Origin of the sequence: Oceanisphaera arctica, assembly GCF_002936955.1 — a bacterium.
GTDB classification, from domain to species: Bacteria; Pseudomonadota; Gammaproteobacteria; order Enterobacterales; family Aeromonadaceae; genus Oceanimonas; species Oceanimonas arctica.
Genome location: NZ_MPZM01000001.1, coordinates 1 through 24,868, shown reverse-complemented (window position 1 = coordinate 24,868; position 24,868 = coordinate 1). Strand labels below are relative to the sequence as shown.

At 58.9% G+C, this 24,868-nt stretch carries 27 protein-coding genes, 1 tRNA gene, 1 pseudogene and 1 other annotated feature; of the genes and pseudogenes, 9 read left to right on the top strand and 20 right to left on the bottom strand.

What is annotated here, in order from left to right; genetic code table 11:
* Positions 1-23 precede the first annotated feature (23 nt).
* A tRNA-Asp gene (locus UN63_RS00135) sits at positions 24-100 on the bottom strand.
* A 240-nt stretch (positions 101-340) separates the two neighbouring features.
* Entirely contained in the window at positions 341-1,072 is a 732-nt protein-coding gene (gene dnaQ, locus UN63_RS00130) for a DNA polymerase III subunit epsilon (RefSeq protein ID WP_104484769.1), read from the bottom strand.
* A gap of 165 nt (positions 1,073-1,237) precedes the next feature.
* On the opposite strand from dnaQ, the gene rnhA reads away from it, so the two are divergent.
* Positions 1,238-1,699 carry a ribonuclease HI gene (rnhA, locus tag UN63_RS00125; protein ID WP_104484768.1) on the top strand — a complete coding sequence of 154 codons (462 nt, stop codon included), beginning with the start codon at positions 1,238-1,240 and terminating at the stop codon, positions 1,697-1,699.
* On the opposite strand, the gene UN63_RS00120 is transcribed toward rnhA, so the two are convergent.
* On the bottom strand, positions 1,687-2,400 hold the full coding sequence (locus UN63_RS00120) for a class I SAM-dependent methyltransferase (RefSeq protein ID WP_104484767.1): 714 nt from the start codon (positions 2,398-2,400) through the stop codon (positions 1,687-1,689). The two genes, rnhA and UN63_RS00120, sit on opposite strands and share 13 nt — an antisense overlap.
* A gap of 47 nt (positions 2,401-2,447) precedes the next feature.
* On the opposite strand from UN63_RS00120, the gene gloB reads away from it, so the two are divergent.
* Together gloB and UN63_RS00110 are read left to right on the top strand one after the other, a co-directional pair.
* Positions 2,448-3,245: a hydroxyacylglutathione hydrolase gene (gloB, locus tag UN63_RS00115; protein ID WP_104484766.1), complete on the top strand. Its 798-nt coding sequence runs from the start codon at positions 2,448-2,450 to the stop codon at positions 3,243-3,245.
* Between the two features lie 63 nt (positions 3,246-3,308).
* The gene (locus UN63_RS00110; protein WP_104484765.1) at positions 3,309-4,730 is read left to right on the top strand and encodes a LysM peptidoglycan-binding domain-containing protein; all 1,422 of its coding nucleotides are present in this window, start codon (positions 3,309-3,311) and stop codon (positions 4,728-4,730) included.
* Between the two features lie 127 nt (positions 4,731-4,857).
* Here the strand turns inward: UN63_RS00110 and UN63_RS00105 are convergent, their stop codons facing one another.
* Together UN63_RS00105 and yciA are read right to left on the bottom strand one after the other, a co-directional pair.
* Positions 4,858-5,697, bottom strand: coding sequence for an endonuclease/exonuclease/phosphatase family protein (locus UN63_RS00105; protein WP_181068128.1), 840 nt, complete (start codon positions 5,695-5,697; stop codon positions 4,858-4,860).
* The gene (yciA, locus tag UN63_RS00100; protein ID WP_104484763.1) at positions 5,675-6,073 is read right to left on the bottom strand and encodes an acyl-CoA thioester hydrolase YciA; all 399 of its coding nucleotides are present in this window, start codon (positions 6,071-6,073) and stop codon (positions 5,675-5,677) included. Before yciA ends, UN63_RS00105 begins: the two co-directional genes overlap by 23 nt.
* Before the next feature lie 88 nt (positions 6,074-6,161).
* Between yciA and yjjX the strand changes: the two genes are divergently transcribed.
* Complete coding sequence (gene yjjX, locus UN63_RS00095; protein WP_104484762.1) at positions 6,162-6,743, top strand: inosine/xanthosine triphosphatase; 582 nt, start codon at positions 6,162-6,164, stop codon at positions 6,741-6,743.
* On the opposite strand, the gene UN63_RS00090 is transcribed toward yjjX, so the two are convergent.
* Together UN63_RS00090 and UN63_RS00085 are read right to left on the bottom strand one after the other, a co-directional pair.
* Positions 6,667-7,494, bottom strand: a complete 828-nt coding sequence (locus tag UN63_RS00090) for an NAD(P)-binding domain-containing protein (RefSeq protein WP_229793575.1) — start codon at positions 7,492-7,494, stop codon at positions 6,667-6,669. The genes yjjX and UN63_RS00090 overlap by 77 nt on opposite strands.
* Positions 7,481-9,388, bottom strand: a complete 1,908-nt coding sequence (locus UN63_RS00085; RefSeq protein WP_229793574.1) for a transglycosylase SLT domain-containing protein — start codon at positions 9,386-9,388, stop codon at positions 7,481-7,483. Before UN63_RS00085 ends, UN63_RS00090 begins: the two co-directional genes overlap by 14 nt.
* A gap of 430 nt (positions 9,389-9,818) precedes the next feature.
* Here UN63_RS00085 and hpf point away from each other — a divergent pair, with 430 nt between their 5' ends.
* From hpf to UN63_RS17250, 3 genes and pseudogenes are all read left to right on the top strand, one after another.
* Entirely contained in the window at positions 9,819-10,163 is a 345-nt protein-coding gene (hpf, locus tag UN63_RS00080) for a ribosome hibernation-promoting factor, HPF/YfiA family (RefSeq protein WP_104484957.1), read from the top strand.
* Positions 10,164-10,185: 22 nt separating this feature from the next.
* Complete coding sequence (locus UN63_RS17010; protein WP_181068127.1) at positions 10,186-10,338, top strand: hypothetical protein; 153 nt, start codon at positions 10,186-10,188, stop codon at positions 10,336-10,338.
* Positions 10,339-10,366: 28 nt separating this feature from the next.
* Positions 10,367-10,503, top strand: a sequence feature (Phe leader region).
* Positions 10,504-10,738: 235 nt separating this feature from the next.
* Positions 10,739-11,887 (top strand): annotated as a pseudogene (locus UN63_RS17250) (chorismate mutase); the annotation flags it as partial.
* A 950-nt stretch (positions 11,888-12,837) separates the two neighbouring features.
* Here the strand turns inward: UN63_RS17250 and tyrA are convergent.
* Complete coding sequence (gene tyrA / locus UN63_RS00070) at positions 12,838-13,968, bottom strand: bifunctional chorismate mutase/prephenate dehydrogenase (RefSeq protein WP_104484759.1); 1,131 nt, start codon at positions 13,966-13,968, stop codon at positions 12,838-12,840.
* Between the two features lie 141 nt (positions 13,969-14,109).
* A complete protein-coding gene (locus tag UN63_RS00065) occupies positions 14,110-15,180 on the bottom strand; it encodes a 3-deoxy-7-phosphoheptulonate synthase (RefSeq protein WP_104484758.1) in 1,071 nt (356 codons plus the stop codon).
* A 244-nt stretch (positions 15,181-15,424) separates the two neighbouring features.
* Here UN63_RS00065 and UN63_RS00060 point away from each other — a divergent pair, with 244 nt between their 5' ends.
* A complete protein-coding gene (locus UN63_RS00060; protein WP_104484757.1) occupies positions 15,425-15,718 on the top strand; it encodes a hypothetical protein in 294 nt (97 codons plus the stop codon).
* A gap of 102 nt (positions 15,719-15,820) precedes the next feature.
* Positions 15,821-16,414 (top strand): DUF502 domain-containing protein, encoded by a 594-nt coding sequence (locus tag UN63_RS00055; RefSeq protein ID WP_104484756.1) that lies wholly within the window; start codon positions 15,821-15,823, stop codon positions 16,412-16,414.
* Positions 16,415-16,656: 242 nt separating this feature from the next.
* Here the strand turns inward: UN63_RS00055 and UN63_RS00050 are convergent, their stop codons facing one another.
* The 11 genes from UN63_RS00050 to UN63_RS17155 form a co-directional block, all read right to left on the bottom strand.
* Complete coding sequence (locus UN63_RS00050) at positions 16,657-17,445, bottom strand: MlaA family lipoprotein (RefSeq protein ID WP_229793573.1); 789 nt, start codon at positions 17,443-17,445, stop codon at positions 16,657-16,659.
* Between the two features lie 73 nt (positions 17,446-17,518).
* The gene (gene ccmI / locus UN63_RS00045; protein WP_104484754.1) at positions 17,519-18,730 is read right to left on the bottom strand and encodes a c-type cytochrome biogenesis protein CcmI; all 1,212 of its coding nucleotides are present in this window, start codon (positions 18,728-18,730) and stop codon (positions 17,519-17,521) included.
* A gap of 1 nt (position 18,731) precedes the next feature.
* The gene (locus tag UN63_RS00040) at positions 18,732-19,208 is read right to left on the bottom strand and encodes a cytochrome c-type biogenesis protein (RefSeq protein WP_104484753.1); all 477 of its coding nucleotides are present in this window, start codon (positions 19,206-19,208) and stop codon (positions 18,732-18,734) included.
* 4 nt (positions 19,209-19,212) lie between these two features.
* On the bottom strand, positions 19,213-19,746 hold the full coding sequence (locus tag UN63_RS00035; RefSeq protein ID WP_104484752.1) for a DsbE family thiol:disulfide interchange protein: 534 nt from the start codon (positions 19,744-19,746) through the stop codon (positions 19,213-19,215).
* A complete protein-coding gene (locus UN63_RS00030; protein WP_104484751.1) occupies positions 19,743-21,698 on the bottom strand; it encodes a heme lyase CcmF/NrfE family subunit in 1,956 nt (651 codons plus the stop codon). The genes UN63_RS00035 and UN63_RS00030 overlap by 4 nt, the downstream gene beginning before the upstream one ends.
* On the bottom strand, positions 21,695-22,189 hold the full coding sequence (ccmE, locus tag UN63_RS00025; RefSeq protein WP_104484750.1) for a cytochrome c maturation protein CcmE: 495 nt from the start codon (positions 22,187-22,189) through the stop codon (positions 21,695-21,697). Before ccmE ends, UN63_RS00030 begins: the two co-directional genes overlap by 4 nt.
* Complete coding sequence (gene ccmD / locus UN63_RS00020) at positions 22,186-22,392, bottom strand: heme exporter protein CcmD (RefSeq protein ID WP_104484749.1); 207 nt, start codon at positions 22,390-22,392, stop codon at positions 22,186-22,188. The genes ccmE and ccmD overlap by 4 nt, the downstream gene beginning before the upstream one ends.
* The gene (locus UN63_RS00015; RefSeq protein WP_104484748.1) at positions 22,382-23,128 is read right to left on the bottom strand and encodes a heme ABC transporter permease; all 747 of its coding nucleotides are present in this window, start codon (positions 23,126-23,128) and stop codon (positions 22,382-22,384) included. The genes ccmD and UN63_RS00015 overlap by 11 nt, the downstream gene beginning before the upstream one ends.
* Before the next feature lie 135 nt (positions 23,129-23,263).
* Positions 23,264-23,932: a heme exporter protein CcmB gene (gene ccmB / locus UN63_RS00010; RefSeq protein ID WP_104484747.1), complete on the bottom strand. Its 669-nt coding sequence runs from the start codon at positions 23,930-23,932 to the stop codon at positions 23,264-23,266.
* Positions 23,929-24,564 (bottom strand): cytochrome c biogenesis heme-transporting ATPase CcmA, encoded by a 636-nt coding sequence (gene ccmA, locus UN63_RS00005; RefSeq protein ID WP_219821041.1) that lies wholly within the window; start codon positions 24,562-24,564, stop codon positions 23,929-23,931. Before ccmA ends, ccmB begins: the two co-directional genes overlap by 4 nt.
* A gap of 53 nt (positions 24,565-24,617) precedes the next feature.
* Positions 24,618-24,868 (bottom strand): hypothetical protein (locus UN63_RS17155; protein ID WP_219821039.1); only part of this gene is annotated, 251 nt, incomplete at its 5' end.

Below are 24,868 nucleotides of genomic sequence, written 5' to 3'. Positions count from 1 at the left end.
AGAACTGTCAGGGCTTTAAAATGTGGCGGAGCGGACGGGACTCGAACCCGCGACCCCCGGCGTGACAGGCCGGTATTCTAACCAACTGAACTACCGCTCCGATGCCTGAAGCTGTTCGCTTCAGGCAGGGCGATAATAGAATCGTCCGGGCTGGCGGTCAAGACCGAAATAACCCCTTTTTCACCATTCGACCATTTATTATGCACTAACCCCGATAATGCAGGGTTAACCTGCCTGTTCCGGGCTGTTTTTCCGCCTGCTGATTATTATTTTGCGTAAAAATCAGACAGTGGACTTTCCAGAGAAACAGGGGGCTTTTCTGAGAAAAGCGAAAGCGCGCCTATTCTCCGCGCCACAGGCAGCTGCCTCCTTTTTTCATCACCAGATCCAGCCTGGCCTCGTGGGCCTGCAGCTCCTGCTCGCCGGCCCGGATCACCTTCAGCGGCGCCCGGTTGGCACTCAGGCGGCGGATGCCGCTGGCATCCCCCTGCTGGTCGCTATTGTTCTGAAGATTGAGCTTGGTCTGGCCACCGGTCATCAGCAGGTAAACGTCGGCCAGGATCTCCGCATCCAGCAAGGCGCCGTGCAGGGTTCTGTGGCCGTTGTCTATGCCGAAACGGTCACACAATATATCCAGGTTGTTGCGCTTGCCGGGGAACATCTTGCGCGCCAGCGCCAGGGTATCGGTGACCTTGCACAGGGCCGCCATGCGTTCCGGCCGCCCCAGCAACTGCAGTTCATGATCGAGAAAGCCGACGTCGAAGGGCGCGTTGTGCGCCACCAGTTCGGCGCCGTCGATAAACTGCAGAAATTCGTCGACCTTGGCGGAAAAAGGCGGCTTGTCGGCAAGGTAGTCATCGGTAATGCCGTGCACCCGAATCGCTTCTTCGTCCACCTTTCTGTCCGGCTTAAGATAGACGTGAAAATGTCGCCCGGTCAGGCGGCGGTTCACGACTTCCACACAGCCGATTTCAATCACCCTGTGCCCAAGATAGTGAGGGCCGGTATCCATGTTCATACCGGTGGTTTCTGTATCCAGGACTATTTGCCGCTGGTGACTTTGCTGGCTCATCGATGCGTTCTCCACTCAATTCGGTGCTCAGTATAAATAACTGCCTCTGCCAACGCCACCGGGCTCAGGTTACCGCTGCCGTTATTGGCACAATCGCGCGGGTGACTGGTGAGCGCCGCCACGCTGTGGCAGACTTCCGGTTTGCTTGTTCCAACACGGATAACGATGAAACAGATTCAGATGTACACCGATGGTTCCTGTCTGGGAAATCCGGGCCCGGGTGGCTATGGTACCGTGCTTATCTACAAACAGCACCGCAAGGAGCTGAGCGGTGGCTACCGCCTGACCACCAACAACCGCATGGAGCTGATGGCCGCCATTGCCGGACTGGAAACGCTCAGCGACGATTGCACCGTGGACCTGACCACCGACAGCCAGTATGTGCGCCAGGGCATTACCCAGTGGATCACCGGCTGGAAGCGCAATAACTGGAAAACCGCCGCCAAGGCGCCGGTAAAAAATGTCGATTTGTGGAAACGGCTGGATGAACTCTGTCAGCGCCACCAGGTAACATGGCACTGGGTAAAGGGACATTCGGGCCATCCGGAAAACGAACGCTGTGACGATCTCGCCCGGGAGGCGGCCCTGAACGACGCCAACCACGACGATACCGGCTATTCTCGCTGACAGGCCATGCCCGGCTGTAGAGCTCTGGGTGCCGGCTGGAGCTTGCGGATGGGCGTGAGCGGATAACGCCGTTTGCGCGCCATTATGATATAGACCGCCGCCAGCGACGGGCAAAAACGGGGGCAGTACTGGCGCCGCCACTGACCGAGCAGGGGAAACTCGAACAGGCCAGTCAGGCTCAGGTCATCGCGCTCAATCACCTCGAACCCCAGTAATTTCAGCCAGTCTTCGAGCCGTCCCGGCGCCAGCATACGCTGCCAGGGCGGCAGCCGATGGCGTAACGTCGGCACCAGGCAGGCTAGCCCCGCGCTGCTGTAGGGATTGAAACCGGCGATAATCAGCCAGCCATCCTCGCGCAGCACCACTTCGGTTTCGCGCAATATGGCATGGGGGTGTTTGCTGTAATCCAGCACATGAGCCAGCAGGCAGGCGTCCAGGCTGCCCGGGGCAAAGGGCATGGCGGTGGCGTCGCCCTGCAGTTCCATCCCTTCAAAGCCGGACTGTCCCATCAGCACCGAATGCAACAACCGGCTTCGCTCCAGCGACAAGGCCGCACTCAGGGCGTCGACTTTCAGCAGGGTAAACCCAAACAGCGACGGCGCCCACTCGTCCAGACGCAGCTGTAACTGTTCGGCAAGATGACGGCCTCGCAACAGCCGTTGCCAAGCGGCCGGAGCGGCAACCGTACTGGCTGATTTCATGGCGCCTCTGATAAGCTATTGCAGAATATGATCATAAGGACAGTACCATGCTTAACGTTAGTCCCATCCCTGCATTTCAAGATAACTATATCTGGCTGATAACGAATAACAACCATGCGGTCGTGGTCGACCCCGGCGCGGCGGCACCGGTCGAGCAAGTGCTGGCCGAACGTGGTCTGACGCTGGAGGCCATATTAATCACCCACCACCATCATGATCATACCGGCGGGGTCAAGGCGCTGCTGGACCAGTGGCCCAATGCCCGGGTGTATGCTCCGGCGGCCGAACGGCTGCCTGCACCCGGCAGCATTGCCCTGAGCGATGGCGACAATGTTTCGCTCCCCGAGCTGGGGCTGGAGCTCGAGGTGATGTCGGTGCCCGGTCATACCCTGGGTCATATCGCCTACTATGCGCCGCCTCAGGATCAGGCGCCTCAGGGCCAGCCACTGCTGTTTTGCGGCGACACCCTGTTTTCGGGCGGTTGCGGCCGGTTGTTTGAAGGTACGCCCGGGCAGATGTACCAGTCTCTTTCCCGCCTCGCCGCCCTGTCGGACGATACCCGGGTGTATTGCACCCACGAGTACACCCAGGCAAACCTGGCCTTTTGCCATGCTGTGGAGCCAAATAACCCCGAATTGAAAAAATACCTGCAAAATGTGGCCAAATTACGCCAGCAGGGCGTGCCCACTTTGCCCAGCCCCATCGGCCTGGAAAAAGCCGTCAATGTCTTCCTGCGCGCCCATCTGGCGGGGGTCAGAGCCGCTACTCAGGCCCATGAAGGAGTGGAGTTGATCGAGAACATTGATGTGTTCGCTGCACTTCGCCGCTGGAAGGACGATTTTTAACGAACTTGATTAAGTTGCTCACAAAGCATACACTGGCCGCCGTTTTTGTGAGACGCAGACACCATGAGAAGACTCTGTTTATTATCCAGTGCCTTGCTCCTGGCGGGCTGCCAGGCGATGTCGACCGACTCGGTTCGACATCCCTATGGCCATCAGGAAACAGCTGGAGAGCAGGCGAATAGCCAGCTCTACCCCAAGTCAGCGACCTATTCGTCGCTGCGGATACAAAGTAAAACCGCCACCGACAGTGGCCGTACTTACAGCACCGTATCCCATTCATCAACCAATCGGCAGCAGCAGCAACAGCAACAGCGCCAGAAAGTAGAAGCGCAGCAACCCGATTTGTGGCTCGATCTGGCTGCAAACATGCAACTTGATATGCCCCTGGATCATCCCAGGGTAGTGGCCCAACGGAACTGGTACCTGAAACACCCGGCTTATATGCGTTCCGTATCCGAACGCGCCAGACCGTTTCTCTATCTCATCAAGGAAGAGATAGAAAAACGGAACATGCCCATGGAGCTGGTATTATTACCGGTGGTGGAAAGTACTTTCGATCCGCGTGCCTACTCCCATGGCCACGCCGCGGGCCTGTGGCAGATGCTGCAGGGCACCGGCAAGCAGTTTGGTCTGCATTACGACAGCTGGTATGACGGCCGTTACGATGTGATGGCTTCAACCCGGGCCGCGCTCGACTATCTGGAATACCTGAACGGTTTCTTCGATGGCGACTGGGTGCTGGCACTGGCCGCCTACAACTCGGGCGAAGGCCGGGTGCAACGCGCCATGAAAGCCAATCGTCGCCAGGGCAAGCCGACCGACTACTGGTCGCTGTCGCTGCCGAAGGAAACGCAGAATTATGTGCCCAAGCTGCTGGCCCTGGCCGATATTCTGAAGCAACCCGGCCACTATGGTATGGAAGTGCCGGCGGTGCCCAACCGGCCCCAGCTGGCGGTGGTGGAAGTGGAAGGTCAGGTTGATCTGAACATGGCCGCCGATCTGGCCGGCATGAACCGGAGTCAGCTAAAGCAGCTGAACCCGGCATTCAAGCGTACCTCTACCTCGCCGGCGCGCAACGCCGAAATTCTGGTGCCGGTGGCTCATGCCCAGGGCTTTGAAATTGCCATGGCCGATCTGCCCGAGCAGGAACGCAAGTCGTACCAGCGTTATCAGGTCAGGGGCGGTGACAGCCTCGGCAGAATCGCTAGTCGCAACGGCACCAGCATCGAAGCCATCAAACAGGCGAACAACATGCGCGGTAGCGCGATTCGGGTAGGTCAGACGCTGATGCTGCCCAGGGCGAACGGGCCAGTGGCCTCCTCGACCGGCGATGGGGTTTATCGGGTACAGTCAGGGGATTCCCTGTCGGCTATCGCCAGCCGTTTCAGTGTCAGCATTACCGATCTGCTGCGCTGGAACCAACTGGCTGACAAGCACAGCCTGCGCGCCGGACAGAGTCTGATCGTGGCAGCCAACGCCGGGTAATCAACTCAGCGTTAAGCCATCAGCTGGAAGCTATAAGTGAACACCAAGAGCCGCAATTTCAATAATTGCGGCTCTTTTTGTTTCCACGCCTTCCACAGCCACGATTGTTTGTCTGACCGCTGCCGTCTTACGGCTTGTCGCTGCTTTTAACCCTGAAACTGACCTGCAAGGGTCCGTGATCCGACGCTTGCGATCGCATGCTCTGCGCACCATCCAGCTCCAGCCCCCGATAATACACAGCGTCCAGCGGGTAGCCGATAAAACGGGTGCGATGATCCGGCGTGGGCACCGCCTCGATCAGCTGTTCCCGCTCGGCCCAACTCTGTAACAAGCGCTCTCGGCGCGGGTTCCAGCGGTTGAAATCACCGGCCACGATCACAGGGCCACCATAGTTTTCGATAAAGCCGCTGATCCTGTCCAGCTGTTCCTGATAGGTTCGGCCCCGCAGCGAAAAATTCACCGCATGCAGATTCACCACCAGCAACTGCTGTTCCGCGCCCTCGAGATGGTAATAACTGAACAGCAGCGATTTGGGGATCCGGGTCGCCGGCTCCCTTATTCGTTGCCCGCAAACCCGGGACGCCTGCCCTGCCGCCGCTGTCAGCACGCCGTTGGCTTTCTCTTGCCAGGTGAATGCGGCCACCTGAAACCAGTGATAATCCCGAGCCTGCAGCCAATCGTGCAACTCATCGCTGCTTTGGGCTTCCTGCAACAACAGCAGATCGCTGTCATCGATCCAGCGATTCAGCTCCGCCTGCCAGTCACCCTGCTGCTTGTAGATATTCCAGCTCAGCAGCGAAAACGAAGACGGCAACGGCTGAATGATATTCACCGAGGGATACAGACACTCTGCGGCCACCGGCGCGAAGCCATCACTCAGCAGTATCGTCTTCGGCACTTCGGGACACCCGCTCAGCAGCAGCGTGCTGGCCAGCAGTCCGGCTTTAAGCGTCGGGCTGAGCTGCACGGGGGCGTCCGTTCTCGTCGATGGCCACGTACACAAACTGCGCGCCGGCTACCCGGTAGCGGGGGCCGCTTTCCGGCACCAGTACCGGCTTGACCCAAACCTCGACCTTGACGGTAATGGAGCTGCGACCCACCTTGACCAGCTCGCCATAGCAGCACACCACATCTCCCACCTGTACCGGTCGCAGAAAGGTCATGTCGCTCACGGCCACGGTGCACACTCGTCCCAGGGCAATTTCGTTGGCCAGCAGGCTGCCACCCAGATCCATCTGCGACATGATCCAGCCACCGAAGATATCGCCATTGGCATTAGTGTCGGCCGGCATGGCCATGGTGCGCAACAGCAGTTCTCCCCTGGGGGTTTGTTGATCGGTCATCGCGTTCAAGTCTCCTATCGGACTAGTAAAGTGGGCATAATAATCAGCCGGCTCGCCGGCCGCAATTTTCAACGTAAAAAGGGGTTCCATGAAGGTCATAGTCGCATCGCTTAACCCGGCCAAAATAGAGGCCGCCCGTCTGGCTCTTGAGCAGATATTTCCGGATAATCGCTGTCAGGTCAGCGGCCTGGCCGTGCCTTCTGGCGTGGCCGAGCAGCCGATGAGCGATACGGAAACCCTTACCGGCGCCCGCAACCGGGCATTGGCGGCCCGTGCGGCCCGGCCCGAGGCCAGCCTATGGATTGGCATGGAAGGCGGTATCGACAGGATACAACAGCAGAGCATGACTTTCGCCTGGATTCAGGTACTGGGCCCGGGGCTGGACAACGCGGCCCGCAGCGCCAGCCTGACGCTACCGCCCTTCGTCGCCCGGGCGGTGGCCGAGGGTGAAGAGCTGGGTCACGCCATGGACAGGCTGTTCAACCTCAGCAACTGCAAGCAACAGGGCGGGGCCATCGGGGTACTGACCCGCCACCTGTTGGACCGGCGCCGGGTGTATCGAGATACGCTGATCCTGGCGCTGGCGCCCTTGCTCAGTCCTGCGCCTTACGCGCTGCCAGCCACGCAAACCAGTCCGTTACCCGGTAGTCGAGATTCAGCCAGCGACTGAGGGCGCTGCCGTCGATGCGCTTGCCCTCGCCGCCGCCGTCGAATTGCGGCGGGGGCAGGTCGCGCAGCTGGGCCGCCCGGGTATAAAACTCACGCCGGCTGGGGTGGTGCGGCGCGCTGGCATTGAGCACTTCCGGCCAGTCGTGACGGGCCATAATAGCGGGAATAAAACGCAGCAGGTCTTCCTGAGCCACCAGATTCACCGGCTCGTTACCGCCCTCGAAGCTGCGACCGGCCAGAAAGCGCCCCGGCTCCCTGTTGCCGCCGACCAGGCCGGACAGCCGCAAGCACAGCACCAGCGGGATGCCACTGTGGCGTACCGCCTGCTCTGCCGACAGCATGCGCTCGCCTCGGGCCGAGTCCGGCCCGGCATCTGCCTCGGTCTTGCTGCCGAGTCCTCCATAGACAGAGGTAGCGCTGGTAAACAGCAGCCGCGACACCCCCGCTTTGGCGGCAAGCGCCGCCACCCGCTCCAGGGTCTCCGCATAATCATCTACCTTGCCCGGCGGCACGCACAGCACCAGGGTGTCTGCCGCCAGCCCAACGGGCCAGGCCGACGGCAGTGGCTCGTTGATGTCCCACACCAGCGCATTGATGCCCTCTGAGCGCAGGCGTTCGGCCTTGGCCTCGGTCGTGGTGGTACCGGCTACCCGCCAGCCCAGGGCTTGCAGTGCCTTCGCCAGCGGCTCACCCAGCCAGCCCAACCCTATGACGGCAACTCTTGGTGCAACTCTCGGCTCAGTAGACATCATTCAGCTCCGCCGGTTTGAGAAAGGTTTTTTTCTGCCCCAGCATATCCTGATAAATCACCGAAAATGCCAGCACGTTCTGTACATAGCCCCGGGTCTCCCGATAGGGAATGTTTTCTACCCATACATCCATCGGCCGGCTGCCACTTTCTTTCAGCCAGCGATTAATCCGGGAGGGGCCCGCATTATAGGCGGCAATGGCCGGGACCCGGTTGTTGTCATAGCGCCCCAGCAGCTCCTTGAAGTAACTGGAGCCCAGTTGCACGTTCACCTCGGGGCGATAGACATCGGACGGATCCTGATAGCCACTGATACCATGCTTGCGCGCGGTTTCTCTGGCGGTGGCCGGCATTAGCTGCATCAGGCCACCGGCGCCGACCGGCGAACGCGCCTGTTCATAAAAGGCGCTTTCCTGGCGGGCGATGGCAAACAGCGTGGCTTCATCCACCCCCAGCTTCCGGGCCTGCCGCTGGAATAGTTCCCGATAGACCACCGGAAAACGCAAGTCCAGATGATCCCAGGCGCGCACCTGAATGCTGGCCACGATGGATTTATCGTACCAGCCCCGGCTCAGGGCCAGACTGCCCAGCGCCAGCCCATCGGCTTCATTTACTCGGCCCAGCAGGTGATACCACTCGGTACGTGCCGCTGTCTTGTCTCCCAGCGCCAGCCACTCTTCCACTCGCGACAGCGCCGGCCATTGCAGTCGGGCCTGGCTCAAAGGCGGCGCCGAAACCAGGGGTTTCTTTTGCAGTGAAAAATTGTGTCGGCCCTGTTGCGCGGCCAAAAAGCCGTAGTAGTCCCGGTTCTGCGCCGCCTGCTGCCAGGCCTTGTCGCCCTCGGCATGGCGGTTCTGGGCCTTCAATGCCCTACCCCGCCAGTATTGCCAGCGGCTGTCCTGTTGCGCCGCCACCGGCAGCCGGTCAATCCAGCCGGGCAAAGTGCGCCAGTCCTGCTCCCAGATGGCCAGGCGGGACCGTAGCTCGAACAAGTCCGCATCGCCCACCACCGGCAGGCGGCTGTCGAGCCAGCCGCGATAATCCTGGGTACGATTGAACATCAAGCGCCGGGCCAGTTGCCGCTCTATGCCGGCAACCAGCGGCTGGCTCAAGCCTGACTGACGCTGATATTTGGGATAAAGGCTCATCACCAGCTCGGGTTTGGTATCCGCGAGGCGAGACAGGGCCTGGGCAAGCGCCGCCTTATGGCGCTCAGAACCGGCAACCAGCAAGTTGGAGCCGGCCAGCAATTCGGGATCCTTGTCGAGAGACAGCAGGAAGTCTCCTGCCGGTCTGGCGGACGAACTCAACTGGCGACCAAGGTGGGCGAGCAACCCATCCTGACGATGTTCGAATGCCAGCAGCATCCGCTGCCAGATGTGTTCATCGTTACGCCCGCCGATGCTGCTCCAGGCGTCAAACAGGGGGTTACAGATATCGGGGCGGGAGTAGCCGTGCAGCCACAGCCGCTCGGCACCGGCAATGGCCGTGGCCCTGCCTCCTGTTGCCCACCTGGCTCTGTAGTGAGCGCATTGCAATTCAACGCTGTTGGGCAAGGCGGGATAGAGTGCCAGAAATTCCTGCCAGCGCTGTTCCCGCGCCAGCCGGAACAGATAACGGCGCTCTAGCCGGTCTGCCAGCAGGGAGTCTGAATAACGGGTCATGAACCGGATAACCTGTGCCGTGGTCAGGTGCTGCATCCGATCGTCAAGATATTGAAAATCCAGATAAACTGTCAACGGATAAGCATCCAGCCCCTGGCGCAGCCGCTCATAAAGTGCCAGGTCATTTTTTTTCAGCGCCTGCTCGGCCTGTCGATACTGCTCACGCAGTGGCGAGGCCTGAACGCTCACACCCAGGCTTAACAGCAGCAGTCCCACTCCCAACCAGCCTCTCACGGCGCACTCCCTCAGATGACGATATAGAGAGCTATCCTAAGGAATAGTGACAACACTGCCAATGGGGGGCGATAAATTCTCTTTTTGCGTCAGGCAAGGCCTGATTGGACGAGACAATACGGGACGTAGCGGCACATGCAGTGGGCACGTTGCGCCAGCATTGAACGAGAGTTGAAGTGCATATGGTTGGGCGAGAATCGAGACCGTCTGTAACCAGAGTAGAGGAGAGAACGGAACAACTTATCCGATCGAGTCTGGCCCGTTTCACCCATCCCTGACAAGGGCTTTTTGGTGGTAGCGGCGACCCGATCACAGATTTTGGCCGCAGAGAAAGATAGGCCAGAAAATGTTGATCAAGATCACGAAATTAAACTACTGTCAGGGTAATCTGAAGCGGTACACAAACAAAGAAACACCTCAGGGGGTCTATATGTCCATTACCATTACCAGCAACGTTATCGACATCTCTCCCGCTATTCGTGAACGGATTGAAAGTCGCTTCGAGAAGCTGAGCCGGCGCCAGGTTGCGCTGATCAGCCCCCATGTGATCATTCAGAAAGAGGGACAAAATTACCTGGTGGAAGCGACTGCAGGTGTTCCTAACGATACCCTTTTCGCTCAAGCTGAAGATGAAAACCTGTACGCCGCCATCAAGGAACTGGGGCAACGGCTGGAGCGCCAGCTGAACCGTTATGCCGACAAGCCGCTGGCCCAACGAGCCCATGCCGGTCAGCCGATCACCGAAAGTGAAAGCGAAAGCGAAGAAGCGGAATAACCTTCCTCCCGGGGGCCAGACCATGGCTCCCGAAGTCAACGCCGGTTTCGACACGGAACGCCGGCCGGAAAATGGCAATAACAGCCATTTTCCGCTTTTTGCCTGCCAATACAGCCTGTTTACCAAAAATCCCGGGAAAAGGCTTGCCCTCGCCGCCGCTTTTCAGTATTTCTAAGAGGGTATTAACCAACTTTGAGAACTGCCATGTCTGTTTCCCTGTTTTTCTTTCGCTTCTTTTTCGCATCCTGCTTGTTTAGATCATAAACGGGGCGGCATCTGGTCTGGTAAGAGATAAGCGAAAGACGAACAGACAAGCCTCCCACCGGGAGGCTTTTTTATAGGGTCTGTTGACCTTTCGAGATGATTTTTGCAGCAGTTTGTGGGGTCTTGATACAAGGCAGCGCTTATGCAATCAATGTAGTCACTCTACATAAAAAGCGATAACGCAGTAGCAAGACCCCACAAGCACTGCCCTGCGGGTTCGGCTAAACGCGTTTAACTCGAACAAAATTTAACCGCGAAAGGTCAACAGACCCTAGGTGACACTTTTTTTAGGTATAAGGGAAACCAAATTCATGAATCTGGATGAGATCAGAACCCACATCAGCCGCCTCGACAAGGAACTGCTGACCCTGCTGGCCAAACGCAAAGGCCTGAGTCTGGAAGTGGCCCGTAGCAAGCTGGAAAACCCGAGGCCGATTCGGGATCAGGTACGGGAGCAGGCACTGCTGGTGGCGCTGATCAACCAGGGGCGCCAGCTCGGTCTGGACGCCCATTACGTCACCCAGCTCTATCACACCATTATAGAAGACTCGGTGCTGTCGCAACAGGCGCTGCTGCAGGACTTGCTCAACCCCCAGGATGAAGTGCCGGCCATCAGCGTTGCCTTTCTCGGTCTGCGGGGCTCCTACTCCAACATGGCCGCCCGCAAGTATCTGTCCCGCTTTCAGGCCACCATGGTCGAGCATAACTGCGAAACCTTTCAGCAGATCTTCGATACCGTCGAGTCCGGTCAGGCGCAATACGGTATTCTGCCCATCGAAAACACCAGCTCGGGCGCCATCAACGACGTGTTCGATCTGATGCAGCACACCAGCCTGTCCATCGTCGGCGAACTGACCCAGCCGATAGAACACTGCCTGCTGGTGGCGGTAGACACCGACGTCAGTAAGCTGAAAACCCTTTACACCCATCCCCAGGTGTATCAGCAGTGTTCCCAGTATCTGAAGACGCTGCCGGGCGTCAAAGTCGAATTCTGTGCCGCCTCCTCCAACGCCATGGAACTGGTCTCCAACCTGAAGCGCGCGGATATCGGCGCCATGGGCAGCGCCGACGGCGGTGAGCTGCACGGTCTCAAGCCGCTGGTGCGCGGCCTGGCCAACCAGAAGCAGAACATGACCCGCTTTATCGTGGTGGCGCGCAAGCCGGTGGAAGTGGCGGCGCAGATCCCTGCCAAAACCAGCTTCATCATGTCGACCGGCCAGCAAAGCGGTGCCCTGGTGGAAACCCTGCTGGTGCTGCGCAGTCATCACATCACCATGACCAAGCTCGAGTCCCGTCCCATTATCGGCAATCCCTGGGAAGAAATGTTCTATGTGGATGTGGCGGCTAACGTCAACAGCGACGAGATGCAGGCGGCGCTGAAAGAGCTGAAAGACATAGTCCGCTTCATCAAGATTCTGGGCTGTTATCCCAGTGCCGAGGTGGCGCCAACCCGTATTCCGTCCCGAGCGCTGAGCCATGGTAACGGCGGCACCTTGACACCGCCGCCCCACAAGCAGGCCGCCAAGAACGCCGGCATGCCACTGCAGATCGGCCGCTTTTACATGAGTCGTCAAGAGCCGTTGCTGGCGGCCACACTGGCGACCTGGCCCGAGCGCTCCGCCTTGCAGGAAGCGGCGCGCCGTCTGAAAGAACACGGCGGTCAGGTGCTGGCGGCCCCCTGTTTCGGACAGGGCGACAGCCAGCAGGAACAACAGCGCCTGCAGCAGTTGCGTGAAATTGCCGCCCAGTTCGATCTGGCCTCCATGACTCTGGTCCACACCCCGGAACAACTGAGCCAAGCGGCGGAGTCGCTCGACCTGCTGCTGCTGCAACCCATAGAGGGACGACGCGACGAGCTGCTGAACGCCGCCGGTCGCAGCACCCGCCCGGTATTGCTGCCGCTGGCAGACAATCTGGAGCAAACCCTGGCCGAGGCCGAGCAGATACTGACCGAAGGCAACCAGCAGCTGGCGCTACTCGACACCCGGAGCCGCTCCCTGCCCGAGTTACTGCGTCTGCAACAACAAAGCCGCCTGCCCCTGCTCAGCCAGCTGCAGGGTCAGGACGGCCTGCTACCCGAACTGGGCCATGCCTTGAAGGGAGCGGGCATTCAGGGGTTCTGCATTACCCTGAACGACGTGGATGATATAGCCCCGCTGCAACAACTGGCCCAGCGGCTGTATCAGGATTAAGGAGCGTGAGGAGGGGTACCTGCAGTAACCCCTCCCCAGCCCTCCCCTTGCGTTGCACATCGCCGTCGTTCTGAAAATTCGAAGTTAAGGGGAGGGAGCTTGTTGCCCCTCCCCCTTGGCAGCGGGGATACAGGCATGGCTACGGGGTCTCGCCAGGGGGAGGCTGGGAGGGGGTGTCGCTTCGGCGTTTCCCCCTTACACCTTACCCCTCACATTTTTCAATCAGCATGATGACGGCTGTCGTTGGCCTGGGCCAGCAAGTTGCGGCTTTCCTTGAGGAAGGTGTCTGCATAGTCGCCGAAAAACTCGCTAACGGTAGAGAACTGTTGCACGAAGGCGTCACGCTTGCCCTGCTCCAGCTGCTCCAGCAGCTCGCCGAAGCAGCGATGGTAACGACGGATCATCTCCAGGTTGCCGGGTGACGACAAAATGATGTCGGCGTAAAGCACAGGATCCTGGGCGAACAGGCGACCGACCATGGCCAGCTCCAGCCGATAGATGGGAGAGCTCAGGCGCAGCAATTGCGCCAGATCTGCCTGTTCGGCGCAGAGGTGGGCGCCATAAGCAAAGCTGGTAAAGTGACGCAGCGCCTGCACCAAACTCATGGCCTTGTCATGCTCTTCGGCACTCACCGCCTGCAGGCGGGCACCCCAGATGCGCATCTGGGCCAGCAGCCATTCATACTGCTCGGCGCTGCGGCCTTCGCTGTAGATGATCACCTGTTTGGCCAGACTGGACACATCGGGCCCGAACATGGGGTGCAGCCCCAGCACGGGACCGGCGTGCACCTTCATCATGGCCGCCAGCGGCTCGGCCTTGATGCTGGTCAGGTCGACCAGCAGGCAGTCGTCGGCCAGGCGAGGCAGACGCTCTATGACCGCCACCGTCTGATCGATAGGCACCGCCACCACTACCAGACCCGCACCGGTCAGTAATTGGTCGGCCCGTGCCCAGTCGTCTTTTTCCAGGATCTCGACCGAATAACCGGACAGGGTCAGCAAATGAGCGAACAGGCCGCCCAACTGACCGGCGCCACCGATCACCACCGCCTTGCCAAGCGAGGGGTTCATGCACTTGAAGCCGGTGTCTTTTTCGCTGGCGTAAGACTCACGCATGGCCCGGCGCAACACATCTTCAATCAGATCCGGCGGTACGCCACGCGCCTCGGCTTCGGCCCGGCGTCGGGCCAGCATGGCCGCCTCTCTGTCGGGGGCATAAATAGGCACCCCCTGGCGGCTCTTGACTTCCCCTACTCCCGCCACCAGTTTCAGGCGGCGGGCAAACAGCTCAACCAGCTGCTGGTCAACTTCGTCTATCTGATCCCGCAGGACAGCTAATTCATCTACCATGGTCCCATCCCAATTACAAAAGCACCGGCCCTTCCCGGACGCGGTGCTCTATTATGCCTGTGAACCGCCGGCGGGGACAGTCACCCCGAGGCGTCAGGCGGCTCTATTCAATCACTCGGCTCAATCACGAAGGCGCGACACTCAGCCAAGCCGGTTCTTTAACGGTGTTGCCAGCTGCTGATGGCAACGGGCCAGCAGGTCGGCGGTAGTGTCCCAGTCGATGCAGGCGTCGGTGATCGATACCCCATAACGCATGTCGCTGCGCGGCTGTTCGCTGGACTGGTTGCCTTCAAACAGGTGCGATTCCAGCATGATGCCGAGAATGGACTTGTTGCCTTCCTGGATCTGATGCACCACGTTTTCGGTGACCAGCGGCTGCAGGCTGTAATCCTTGTTGGAGTTGCCGTGACTGCAATCCACCACCAGGCTGGGTGCCAGACCGGCGGACGTCATCGCCTTTTCGGCCAGAGAAACATTGACCGAGTCGTAGTTGGGGTGCTTGCCGCCACGCAGTATTACATGGCCGTCCGGGTTGCCCTGAGTCACCAGCAAGGCCACCTGCCCTTCCTGGTTGATGCCCATGAAGGCATGGGACTCGGCCGCCGCCTTCAACGCATTGATGGCGGTGCCCAAGTTGCCGTCGGTACCGTTCTTGAAGCCCACCGGCATCGACAGACCCGAGGCCATTTCTCTGTGGGTCTGAGACTCGGTGGTGCGGGCGCCGATGGCCGACCAGGAAAACAGCTCGGCCAGATACTGGGGGCTTATGGGATCCAGTGCTTCGGTCGCCAGCGGCAGTTCCAGCTCGGCCAGCCAGCACAACAGCTCGCGTGCCTTATGCAGACCCTGTTCGATGTCGAAGGTGCCGTCCAGGTGAGGATCGTTGATAAAGCCTTTCCAACCGACGGTAGTGCGCGGCTTCTCGAAATAGACGCGCATCACGATATAAAGGCTGTCACTGTAGTCATCATGCAGTTTTTTGAGGCGGGTTGCGTACTCTTTGGCTGCGTCGATATCGTGAATGGAGCAAGGACCGCAGATCACCAGCAGGCGGTGATCCTTGCGCTGAATAATATCGGAAATGGTCTGCCGGGCCTGGCCGATGTATGACAGCGCCTGGCCGGAGATCGGCAACTTGGCTTTCAGCTCCGCCGGGGTGATCATCACCTTTTCGGATCGGATATGGATATTATTCAGTGTGTCTTTCTGCATGATGACATCCTCACTTGTAAACAAATCATTACAACCAAATAGAAAGAAAAATAGCGTCATATTTGACATCAAGTTATTTCTTTCTTACGCAACCACTTTCACCTTACCAAGGCCGGGCCGCCTTGCAAAGCCTGATAGTGCGCAAAAATCGGTTATTTTATGTTGCCGGGGCCAAGTGCGTATAAAAGAGTCAGAATGCCGCAGCCGTCGGGGCGGCATATACTCAGGGAAGCGAGGAGATTTCATGGATCAACATCAATATCAGCAACTGGTGGCCAGCTTTCGCCGCATTCTGGACCACTACGCGGTGGATTATCGCCAGAGTCCGCCGTCTTATAACCACGACACCCTCTACGATCACCAGTGCCGGCTGATCATGGATGAAGTCAGTCAAAGCTGGGAGCGGCATTATGGCCAGAGGCCCAGCGCCATGCTGCTGCACAAGGCGCTGTTTGCCGCCGAGCAGAGCCGTCACTTCCGGCCGCCCTGGTATCGAAAATGGCTGTGTTTCTTTCGCCGGTTCAACGCCGGCCGCTAACCCCTGGGTCCGCACGACTTCGCCTGACACAGCACCGTTGATTTCAGCTGTTATTCCTCTTCGGATCTGCCATGATGCCGCCCCTTTTACTGGAGCCTGATGATGCAACGACTTCTCCGTTTTTTCTTTCAGGGTCTGTTGATCCTGCTGCCCTTCGTACTGACGGTGTATCTGGTTTATCTGATTTTCAACGTACTTAACGAAACCCTGTTTTCGGCCCTGGGCTCGGTGCTGCAATTGGTGGTTCCGGGGCTGGAAACGGGCTGGATTGCCGATCTCGCCGGTGGCCTGCTGACTCTGGCGGTGATCATCATGACCGGCATGTTCGCTTCTTTTTATCTCGGCCGTTTTTTCCTGTCGCTGTTCGACAGCGTACTGACCCGGATCCCCCTGGTCAAACTGCTCTATAACTCGCTGCGAGATCTGTTCAATGCGCTGATCGGGGATAATAAAAAGTTCAACAAACCCGTGGCGGTCAGCCTGATGGGCGGAGAAATACAGCTGCTGGGCTTTATCACCCGGGAAGACATGAAAGAGTTCGGCCTACCGGGCAAGGTCGCCGTCTATCTGCCCCAGTCCTATAATTTTGCCGGCAATCTCATCGTGGTAGACAAGGACAAGATCCAGATTCTGGATGTGGCCGCCAGCAAGATGACCACCTTTATCGTCAGCGGCGGTATTACCGGAAAACCCTGATTGGAATGTGAGGCGTGAGGCGATTAAAAACACCGTACCGCTTTGCTCCCTCCCCTTAGCCTCGGATTTGCAGAATCACGACGAGGTGCAAGGGAAGGGCGGGGGAGGGGTTACTGCCAAAGTCCGAAAATGACACCCCCACCCCGCCTCCCCCTGGCGCCGAAACCGCAGCTCTGTCTGTGACGCCGCTACCAAGGGGGAGGAGTAGACCGGCGCTTCCCCAAGACCCTGAGTTTCATTATTTACCCGTCAATCTCGTCCATGAAGGCTTCCAGCTCTTCGTCGGAGGCCGGCTCGAATTCCTTGCCTATCTTGGTATCCTGATATTGCAGATAGAGATCCTTGGTCAGTCCATAAGGATCGAGGGCATTATCGATGATGGCTTCACGCTCTATCAGCTCGCTGCGCTGATAGAGGCCGTCGAGCGCCCATTTACCGGTTCGCAGGGCCAGGCTCATCACGTCGTAGGGAAAATAGAGGCTGTCGACCATGTCGCCGGAAAGCTGGCGCAGCGTGGTCGGTCCCAGTACCGGCACCATAAGGAAGGGGCCGTCGCCGACGCCCATCTGGCCCAGTACCTGGCTGAAATCCTTGGAGCGACGTGACAGCGTCATTTTTTCCGCCACGTCAAAGTAACCCAGCACCCCGACGGTACTGTTCACCCCGAAGCGAGCCAGGTTGGTACCGGCTCCGGGAAAATCGCCGGTCACCAGATGGTTGACGAAGCTGGCCGGCTCTTCCAGGTTGAGCACCACGTTCTGCAGCCCGTCTCTGACCGGCTTGGCCACATAATCCGCATAGGCATGTGCCGCCGGACGCACCACATAGGGATCCAGCACATCGTAGTTGATGACCCAGGAGGCACGGTTGACCGGCTCGAAAGGGTCACGGGCATCATTGGCCGTCGCCTTCACGTAATCGGCCGGTATAGCCGGTGAGAAAGGATCGTTCGTCCGAGGAACGTCCACGCCCTCGTGAGCGGCACAACCGGTCAGGGCAATGCCCGCCGTCACTATCAAGATTCGCCACATAATCTAAACCTTATCGATTTTGTTATTATCTTATTATCGCTCACGACCAGTTGGCGTGGCCGCTGCTACTCCCTTACAGCGGCGTATCGATGAAGATGGACAACTGACTATCTTCATCGGTGCTCATCACGCCGCTGCGACCTTCCCAGGCGTCGGTGGCATAGGTCACGTTGCCACTGGGGGCAATCCGCGCCTTGATCACGACCGCATCCCGCCCGCTCATGTTGTTGCTGGCCACCATGGCGTCCGCATTGGACAGGGTAACAGTCAGCGGAAACGAGGGCCGCTCGATACGTCGAGCCACCAGCGGCATTTCGCCACCCTGGGCGTCTACCGCATACACAAAGAGCACGGCACCCGGATGATAAGGCACGGCGCTTGCGGCATTCACCTCTACCTCGAAGCGCGGGCCGGTCACCGGCGCCTGGTCGGTTTCTGCCAGGCGACGCTCGGCAAAGGCAACCGAACGTTCAATCATGGCATAGCGGGGGCTATCCGGCGACATGCGCTGCAGAATCTGCTGCCAGCGGGCGATGGCTGCGGTCAGGTTATCCTGCTGCAAGGCCATAAAGGCAAATACGGACCAGGCTTCCAGATTGTCCGGGTCCCGGGACAGCACCTGTTTGATCATGTTTTCGGCGCGCAGCGCCTCGCCGGTCATGGCCAGCGCCTCGGCGTAAGGCACTATCACCGTATCCGGGGTATCGGTCAGCTTGAGCGCCTTTTCCAGCGCATCGCGGGCGGTTTCGCCGTCGCGCATTTCTAGGGTCAGGCGTCCCAGCAGCAACCAGCCACGGAAATCATCGCCGTCCTGATGTAACTTGGTACGCAACGACTGGATCAGATCCATCATGTCCTGCTCGGTCACCTCGCCATCCGGCTCAATCAGTACCTTGCGCGACAACTCGCTCAGCCGGGCGGCGTTATCCTGCCACTGCACCACCTTGGGATAGGCTCCCAGCTGCCAGTAACCGGCGTAAGCTACAGCCACGACTATCAATACCGCCGGCAGCCATAACCAGATACCGCGGCGATACTGCTGCGGTTTTTCGGTGACTACGTCGTCCAGCAGGCTTTTCTGCAGCTCCTGTGCCGCCGACTCACCCTCTTCCAGCAGGCCCTGATCCCGGTCCTGCTCCAGCTCCTGCAACCGTTGCCGATACAACTGGGTATTGAGTTGATTACGGCTATGGCTGGACTCGGCCCGACCTCGGGTCAGGGGCAGTATTATCACCAGTGCCAGCAGCAGCGTCAGCAGGCCGCTGAGGATCCAGAATAAGGTCATATCAGCTCTCTTTGTCTTTGTTCAGCAGTTCGGCCAGGCGCCGTTGTTCTTGCTCACTCAAGGCGCTATCCGCACCATCTGGGCTATTTCGCGATTTTTTTCGGGTCCGTACCAGTACTATGACCAGTCCCAGCAGCATCACCAGCACGGGGCCGAGCCACAGGATCAGGGTCGACGCCATCACCGGCGGCTTGTAGAGAATGAAGTTGCCGTAGCGGGCCACCATGAAATCGATGATTTCTTTCTTGCTGCTGCCCTCGCGCAACATGGTGTAAGTCTTTTCGCGCAGATCCTTGGCCAGCTCGGCGTTGGAGTCGGCAATATCCTGGTTCTGGCACTTGGGGCAGCGTAACTCCCGGGTCAGCTCGCGGAAGGTCTCTTCCTGCCGGGGAGAGTCGAACTCATAGACATCGATGGCGGCCGTGGCCGGCGGCAGCCATAAGCCTGCCAGTAATATCAGCACAGAGCATAAACGCATCGCTTTACTCCATCCGCTCGAAAATCGGTTTCAGGGTCTGCTGCCACACCTGCTCGTTCACATCACCAACGTGGCGGTAACGAATTACCCCCTGGCTGTCGATGAGAAAAGTCTCGGGAGCACCGTAAACGCCCAGATCCAGCCCCAGCATACCGCGAGGATCGTACAGATCGATGGCATAAGGGTTGCCCAGGTTCTTCAACCAGCGCAGGGCCTTGTCCCGCTCGTCCTTGTAGTTCATGCCGACAATGTAAATACCCTCTTTCGCCTTCAGCTCATTAAGGTATTCATGCTCGGCATAACAGGTCGGACACCAGGTCGCCCAGACGTTGAGCAACATGGGCTGGCCGGTAAAAATTTCCCGGCTGAACTGCTGGTCCGGGTTCTGTAACGACGTCAGGCTGAATTCCGGTACCGGCTGGTCCAGCAGCGCCGACTCCAGCTTGCGCGGATCCGAAAACAGTCCCTTGTACAGGAAGGCGCAGGCCCCCAGAAAAATCAGCAGGGGGATGGACAGGATCAGGACTCGACGATTCATGCAGCCTCCTGCGTAGTTTTACCACCGAAACGATAGCGTTTGTCGACCATGGAAATGACACCGGCGATGGCCATCAGCACGGCGCCGAACCAGACCCAGCGAATAAAGGGCTTGTAATAGAGTCGTACCGCCCAGGCGCCGTCATCCAGCTCCTCGCCCAGCGCCGCATAGAGATCGCGGGTAAAACCGGCGTCTATGGCCGCTTCGGTCATCGGCATGCGCTGCACCAGATAGAGTCGTTTCTCCGCCTTGAGCTTGGTCAGCTCCCGACCGTTTTTGCTGACACCAATCACGCCCTTGAAGCCTTCATAGTTGGCGCCGTCGGCCTGACGGGTTCCTTCGAAGGTAAAGGTATAACCGGAGAAGGTCACGCTGTCGCCGGCGCTCATGCGCACGTCCCGCTCTATGCTGTAAAGCTGGGTGCAGCTGATGCCGATGATGGTCACCGCCAGGCCGATATGACCGGTGAACATGGCCCAGTGGCTGTTACCCAACTTGCGTACTCCCACACCAAATGAATGGCGATGGGTGGCACGCACCCAGGTTTCCTGCAGGCTGGTGATCACGATAAAGGCCCCCAGGCCCAGACCGACCGCCGCCCAGACTTCGAAATTGTCGGCAAAGTACCAGGGCAGGAAGGCCCCGATAGCCACGCTGGCCACGGCCGCAAACAGCAGCTTGCCGTTGATTTCCTTCATGCTCTGACGACGCCAGCGGAACAGGGGGCCAGCACCCAGCAACAGCGCGAAGGGGATGATCAACCAGGCATAGAGGCTGTTGAAGAAAGGCGCGCCTATGCTAATACTCCCCAGGCCCAGCTCCTTGTGCACCAGAGGCAACAAGGTGCCGATCAGCACCACCACCAGACCGGCCATCAGCACTATGTTGTTGCCGAGCAGCATGCTCTCGCGGCTGGCCAGCTCATGCTTGCCATGGCTTTTGACCTCGGCGCCCTTGATGGCGTAAAGCAGCAGCGAGGCGCCGATCACCAGCATCAGGAACACCAGAATAAAGAGTCCGCGGGTTGGGTCCGAGGCGAAGGCATGCACCGATACCAGCACCCCGGAGCGCACCAGAAAGGTACCGAGCAGGCTCAACGAGAAGGCCATGATCGCCAGCAGTACCGTCCAGGCCTTGAAGGTGGCCCGTTTCTCGGTCACCGCCAGCGAGTGGATCAGCGCCGTACCGGCCAGCCAGGGCATGAAGGAGGCATTTTCTACCGGATCCCAGAACCACCAGCCGCCCCAGCCAAGCTCGTAATAGGCCCACCAGGAGCCCAGCGCTATGCCCAGCGTCAGAAAGATCCAGGCGGCCATGGTCCAGGGCCGTGACCAGCGAGCCCAGGCCGCGTCCAGTTTGCCGGTCATCAGAGAGGCGATGGCAAAGGCAAAAGCGACTGAAAAGCCCACGTAGCCCATATAGAGCATGGGCGGATGGAATATCAGCCCCGGATCCTGCAGCAGAGGGTTAAGATCCCGGCCATCGACAGGAAAGAACGGCAGGGTGCGCTCGAAGGGGTTGGAGGTCACAATCACGAACAGCAGGAAGCCGACGCCAATCATGCCCATCACACTCAGCACCCGGGCCACCGCATCCAGCGGCAGCGCACGACTGAAGCGGGCCACGGCCGCCGTCCAGCCAGCCAGCGTCAGTACCCACAACAGCAGAGAGCCCTCGTGAGCGCCCCACACCGCGGAAATTCGATATTCCAGCGGCAACAGGCTGTTGGAGTTAGAGGCCACATAGAGCACGGTAAAGTCGTGATCGATAAAGGCCCAGGTCAGGCAGCCGAACGACAGAAGCAAGAAGCCGAACATGGCGTAAGACAGGGGCCGTGCCAGCAGCATCATGCCGACGTTGCCGCGAGCGGCCCCAAGCAGCGGATAAATACTCAGTATCAGACTCGCCGCCAGGGCGAGGATCAGGGCAAACTGCCCTATTTCTGGGATCATGACCGGCTTCCTTTCAGCTGCTCCTGGGAATATTCGGGTTTGACGTGCTCTATTCCCTTGAGCGCTTCGGCCACTTCCGGCGGCATGTATTCTTCATCGTGTTTGGCCAGCACCTCGAAGGCGGTGATGGTGCGCGCATCGTCCAGGTGGCCCTGGGCGACAATACCCTGCCCTTCCCGGAACAGATCCGGCAATATGCCGTCGAAAATGACGGTAATGACTTCACCGCCTGCATCCACCAGATCGAAGCTGACCTTGAGGCTTTGCTGATCACGGCTGACCGAGCCCGGCACCACCATGCCACCGATGCGCAGGCGCTGGCCCACTTCCGGCTTGAGCTTGGTTTCGCCCTTGCCCTGCACCAGTTCGGTGGGGGTATAAAACAGATCGATATTCTGCTGCAGGGCATAGAGTACCAGCCCGGTCATCACCGACAGCCCGACCACCACCGCCAGCAGCAGGGCCATGCGCTTTTTACGTCTAGGGTTCATAAGGTATTCTCCAACTTCTGGGCGGCTTTACGACGGGCCGCCCGGGCCTGTTTCTGTTTTACTGCGCGCAGCAGGCTCTTTCTGGTGGTCATGGTCGACACCACCAGCGCCAGCAGTGCAAAAATGGTCAGAGCAAAAGACAGCCACACATAAAAGCCGTAGCCGCCCATGGCCCAGAATGCGGACCAGCTATCAAATTTCATCCTGTTCCTCCACCAGTTTCAGTACCCAGGGACGATGGGACTCGCGCCGGATCAATTCGTTGCGCAGCCGCATCAGGGTCAGCGCCCCCAGAAAACAACTGAAGGCCAGTATCATGATCAACAAGGGCCAGAGCATCTCGTTGGAAATGGACGGCCGGTCAAACTTGGTGATGCTGGCACCCTGATGCAGGGTATTCCACCACTCCACCGAGTAATGGATGATGGGCAGGTTGATCACCCCCACCAGTGCCAGAATACCGGCGGCACGGCCGGCCAGCACCTTGTCGGAAATGGCGTTATAAAGCGCGATAACCCCCAGATAGAGGAACAGCAGTATCAGTTCGGAGGTCAGGCGCGCATCCCATACCCACCAGGCACCCCACATGGGTTTACCCCAGGCGGCGCCGGTAAAGAGGGCGATGGCGGTAAACACGGCACCTACCGGTGCGATGGCCGCCACCGCCATGTCGGCGGTCTTGATTTGCCACACCAGTCCGATAAAGGCGGCGATGGCCATCGAGGAATAGGCGCCCATGGAGAGAATGGCGGCGGGCACATGAATATAGATGATGCGAAAGGAGTCGCCCTGCTGATAATCGGCCGGCGCAAAAGCCAGCCCCCAGGCCAGACCGATGATAAAGGACACCATACTGAACACGGCAAACCAGGGTAACCAGAGGCCCGCCAGCCGGTAGGCTTGCTCTGACTTGGCATAGGGATGTAACCATTTCCACATGTTGCTCACAGACCTTTTTTGTATTACACGTTATAGAGAATGTTATAGAAAACGTTATATAAGTTGTTCACAAAAACCGGGTACACAAGGGCCCAAGATATCCCAAATCCGTCGTTCAAAACACCTTGACGTCCGTTAGTTGACACTCACTCGCAACGCCGAGGCGATGGCAAAGGGCGCCAAGGTAATGCTGCCTACCAGCATGGCCGCCAGAATCGCCAGCTGACCGTCGTAAGGCGCACCAAACGCCGCCGCCTCTATGGCCGAGGTGGCAAAAATCAGTACCGGAATATACAACGGCAGGGTCAGCAGGCTCAACAATACGCCCCCCTTGCCGATGCCCACGGTCAGTGCCACCCCTATGGCACCGAGCAGGCTCAGAATCGGCGTGCCCAGCAACAGGGTCCAGAACACGGCCTGAAACCCCACCATGTCCAGGCTCAGCAGCACCGCCACCAGGGGCGACAGCAGCAGCAGTGGCAAGCCGGTCAGTAACCAGTGTGCCAGTACCTTGGCCAGCACCAGTACCCCTAAAGGACAGGGCATCAGCATTAATTGTTCCAGGGTACCGTCAATAAAGTCGTCTCTGAACAGTCGCTCCAGCGCCAGCAGCGACGACAGTAGCGCCGCCACCCAGACGATGCCGGGAGCGATACGCGCCAGCAGGGTCGGCTCGGGCCCTATGCCTAACGGAAACAGGCTGATGACGATAACAAAAAACCACAGGGGATTGAGAATATCGGCGCGCCGCCGCAGGGCCGAGACCAGCTCGCGACGCAGTACCCCGGTAAACATGGCTCTCATGCCGGCTCCTCCTGATAAGGGGTCAGCAGCAGGGTGCGTGCCCGGTCGGCACAGAGGGATAAATCCTGATGGGTGGTGATCAATACCATGCCGCCGGCGTCGGTATGATCCAGCAGCAGTCGTTCCAGTACCCTGATGCCGTGTTTGTCGATGGCGGTAAAGGGTTCATCGAGGATCCACAAACGAGGACCGCCCAACCACAGCCGGGCCAGCGCCACCCGCCGTTTCTGGCCGGCAGACAGCTGACCGGCAGCTTGATCTTCGAGGCCCGCCAGACCCACCGTGGCCAGCACCTCCCACAGATTGGCGGTACTGTCGGCATGATGCATGCGGCAAAAGAAGGCCAGGTTCTCGAAGGCGGTCAGTTCGTGTTTGATGCCGGCCTGGTGGCCGAGGTAGAGCAGGTCCTGATGATAGTCGTCTCTATGCTGCTCTATGTTCTCGCCCTGCCAGTACACCTCGCCGCCGTAAGGGCGAGACAGGCCAGCCAGCAAGCGCAGCAGACTGGTTTTACCGACGCCGTTGGGCCCAGCAACCTGTACCAGTTCGCCGGGCGCCACCGTCAGAGACAAGTCACCGAATAAGGTGCGCTCTTCACGGACACAGGTCAAGGCTCTGGCTTCAAGCATAATAGTTGTAAATTCAGACCATTAAAATGGGCGCCAGTCTAGCACATAGCACCCATTTATGCAGAAAGAAAGCGGAAGGAAAAGCCGCCCTGTTGGCCAGAGGCACATACCTCGATGATTTTATCGCTTGGCGTTATAAAGCAAAGGGAGCGAGAGCAAACTAAAAAAGCAGCGCTTTTTCCGGTCGTGCTTCGCCCACCTTTCACAGTTGGGAAATCGCTGCGCTCGCTGAATCTATCTTTGCCATGTGAAATGGTGTGACCTGCAGACGTAAAAAAGCCCTTCACATCAGTGAAGGGCTTTTTAA

What these genes read in the sequence shown, in the direction of transcription:
- yjjX (WP_104484762.1), top strand. Translation starts at nt 6,162, where the DNA reads ATGAAGGTCATAGTCGCATCGCTTAACCCGGCCAAAATAGAGGCCGCC.
- tyrA (WP_104484759.1), bottom strand. Translation starts at nt 13,968, where the DNA reads ATGGTAGATGAATTAGCTGTCCTGCGGGATCAGATAGACGAAGTTGAC.
- yciA (WP_104484763.1), bottom strand. Translation starts at nt 6,073, where the DNA reads ATGACCGATCAACAAACCCCCAGGGGAGAACTGCTGTTGCGCACCATG.
- UN63_RS00065 (WP_104484758.1), bottom strand. Translation starts at nt 15,180, where the DNA reads ATGCAGAAAGACACACTGAATAATATCCATATCCGATCCGAAAAGGTG.
- UN63_RS17010 (WP_181068127.1), top strand. Translation starts at nt 10,186, where the DNA reads ATGGCTCCCGAAGTCAACGCCGGTTTCGACACGGAACGCCGGCCGGAA.
- rnhA (WP_104484768.1), top strand. Translation starts at nt 1,238, where the DNA reads ATGAAACAGATTCAGATGTACACCGATGGTTCCTGTCTGGGAAATCCG.
- UN63_RS00110 (WP_104484765.1), top strand. Translation starts at nt 3,309, where the DNA reads ATGAGAAGACTCTGTTTATTATCCAGTGCCTTGCTCCTGGCGGGCTGC.
- ccmI (WP_104484754.1), bottom strand. Translation starts at nt 18,730, where the DNA reads ATGACCTTATTCTGGATCCTCAGCGGCCTGCTGACGCTGCTGCTGGCA.
- UN63_RS00035 (WP_104484752.1), bottom strand. Translation starts at nt 19,746, where the DNA reads ATGAATCGTCGAGTCCTGATCCTGTCCATCCCCCTGCTGATTTTTCTG.
- gloB (WP_104484766.1), top strand. Translation starts at nt 2,448, where the DNA reads ATGCTTAACGTTAGTCCCATCCCTGCATTTCAAGATAACTATATCTGG.
- UN63_RS00030 (WP_104484751.1), bottom strand. Translation starts at nt 21,698, where the DNA reads ATGATCCCAGAAATAGGGCAGTTTGCCCTGATCCTCGCCCTGGCGGCG.
- UN63_RS00040 (WP_104484753.1), bottom strand. Translation starts at nt 19,208, where the DNA reads ATGCGTTTATGCTCTGTGCTGATATTACTGGCAGGCTTATGGCTGCCG.
- hpf (WP_104484957.1), top strand. Translation starts at nt 9,819, where the DNA reads ATGTCCATTACCATTACCAGCAACGTTATCGACATCTCTCCCGCTATT.
- ccmD (WP_104484749.1), bottom strand. Translation starts at nt 22,392, where the DNA reads ATGAAATTTGATAGCTGGTCCGCATTCTGGGCCATGGGCGGCTACGGC.
- UN63_RS00120 (WP_104484767.1), bottom strand. Translation starts at nt 2,400, where the DNA reads ATGAAATCAGCCAGTACGGTTGCCGCTCCGGCCGCTTGGCAACGGCTG.
- dnaQ (WP_104484769.1), bottom strand. Translation starts at nt 1,072, where the DNA reads ATGAGCCAGCAAAGTCACCAGCGGCAAATAGTCCTGGATACAGAAACC.
- UN63_RS00015 (WP_104484748.1), bottom strand. Translation starts at nt 23,128, where the DNA reads ATGTGGAAATGGTTACATCCCTATGCCAAGTCAGAGCAAGCCTACCGG.
- UN63_RS00060 (WP_104484757.1), top strand. Translation starts at nt 15,425, where the DNA reads ATGGATCAACATCAATATCAGCAACTGGTGGCCAGCTTTCGCCGCATT.
- UN63_RS00050 (WP_229793573.1), bottom strand. Translation starts at nt 17,445, where the DNA reads ATGTGGCGAATCTTGATAGTGACGGCGGGCATTGCCCTGACCGGTTGT.
- ccmB (WP_104484747.1), bottom strand. Translation starts at nt 23,932, where the DNA reads ATGAGAGCCATGTTTACCGGGGTACTGCGTCGCGAGCTGGTCTCGGCC.
- UN63_RS00055 (WP_104484756.1), top strand. Translation starts at nt 15,821, where the DNA reads ATGCAACGACTTCTCCGTTTTTTCTTTCAGGGTCTGTTGATCCTGCTG.
- ccmE (WP_104484750.1), bottom strand. Translation starts at nt 22,189, where the DNA reads ATGAACCCTAGACGTAAAAAGCGCATGGCCCTGCTGCTGGCGGTGGTG.
- UN63_RS00090 (WP_229793575.1), bottom strand. Translation starts at nt 7,494, where the DNA reads ATGATGTCTACTGAGCCGAGAGTTGCACCAAGAGTTGCCGTCATAGGG.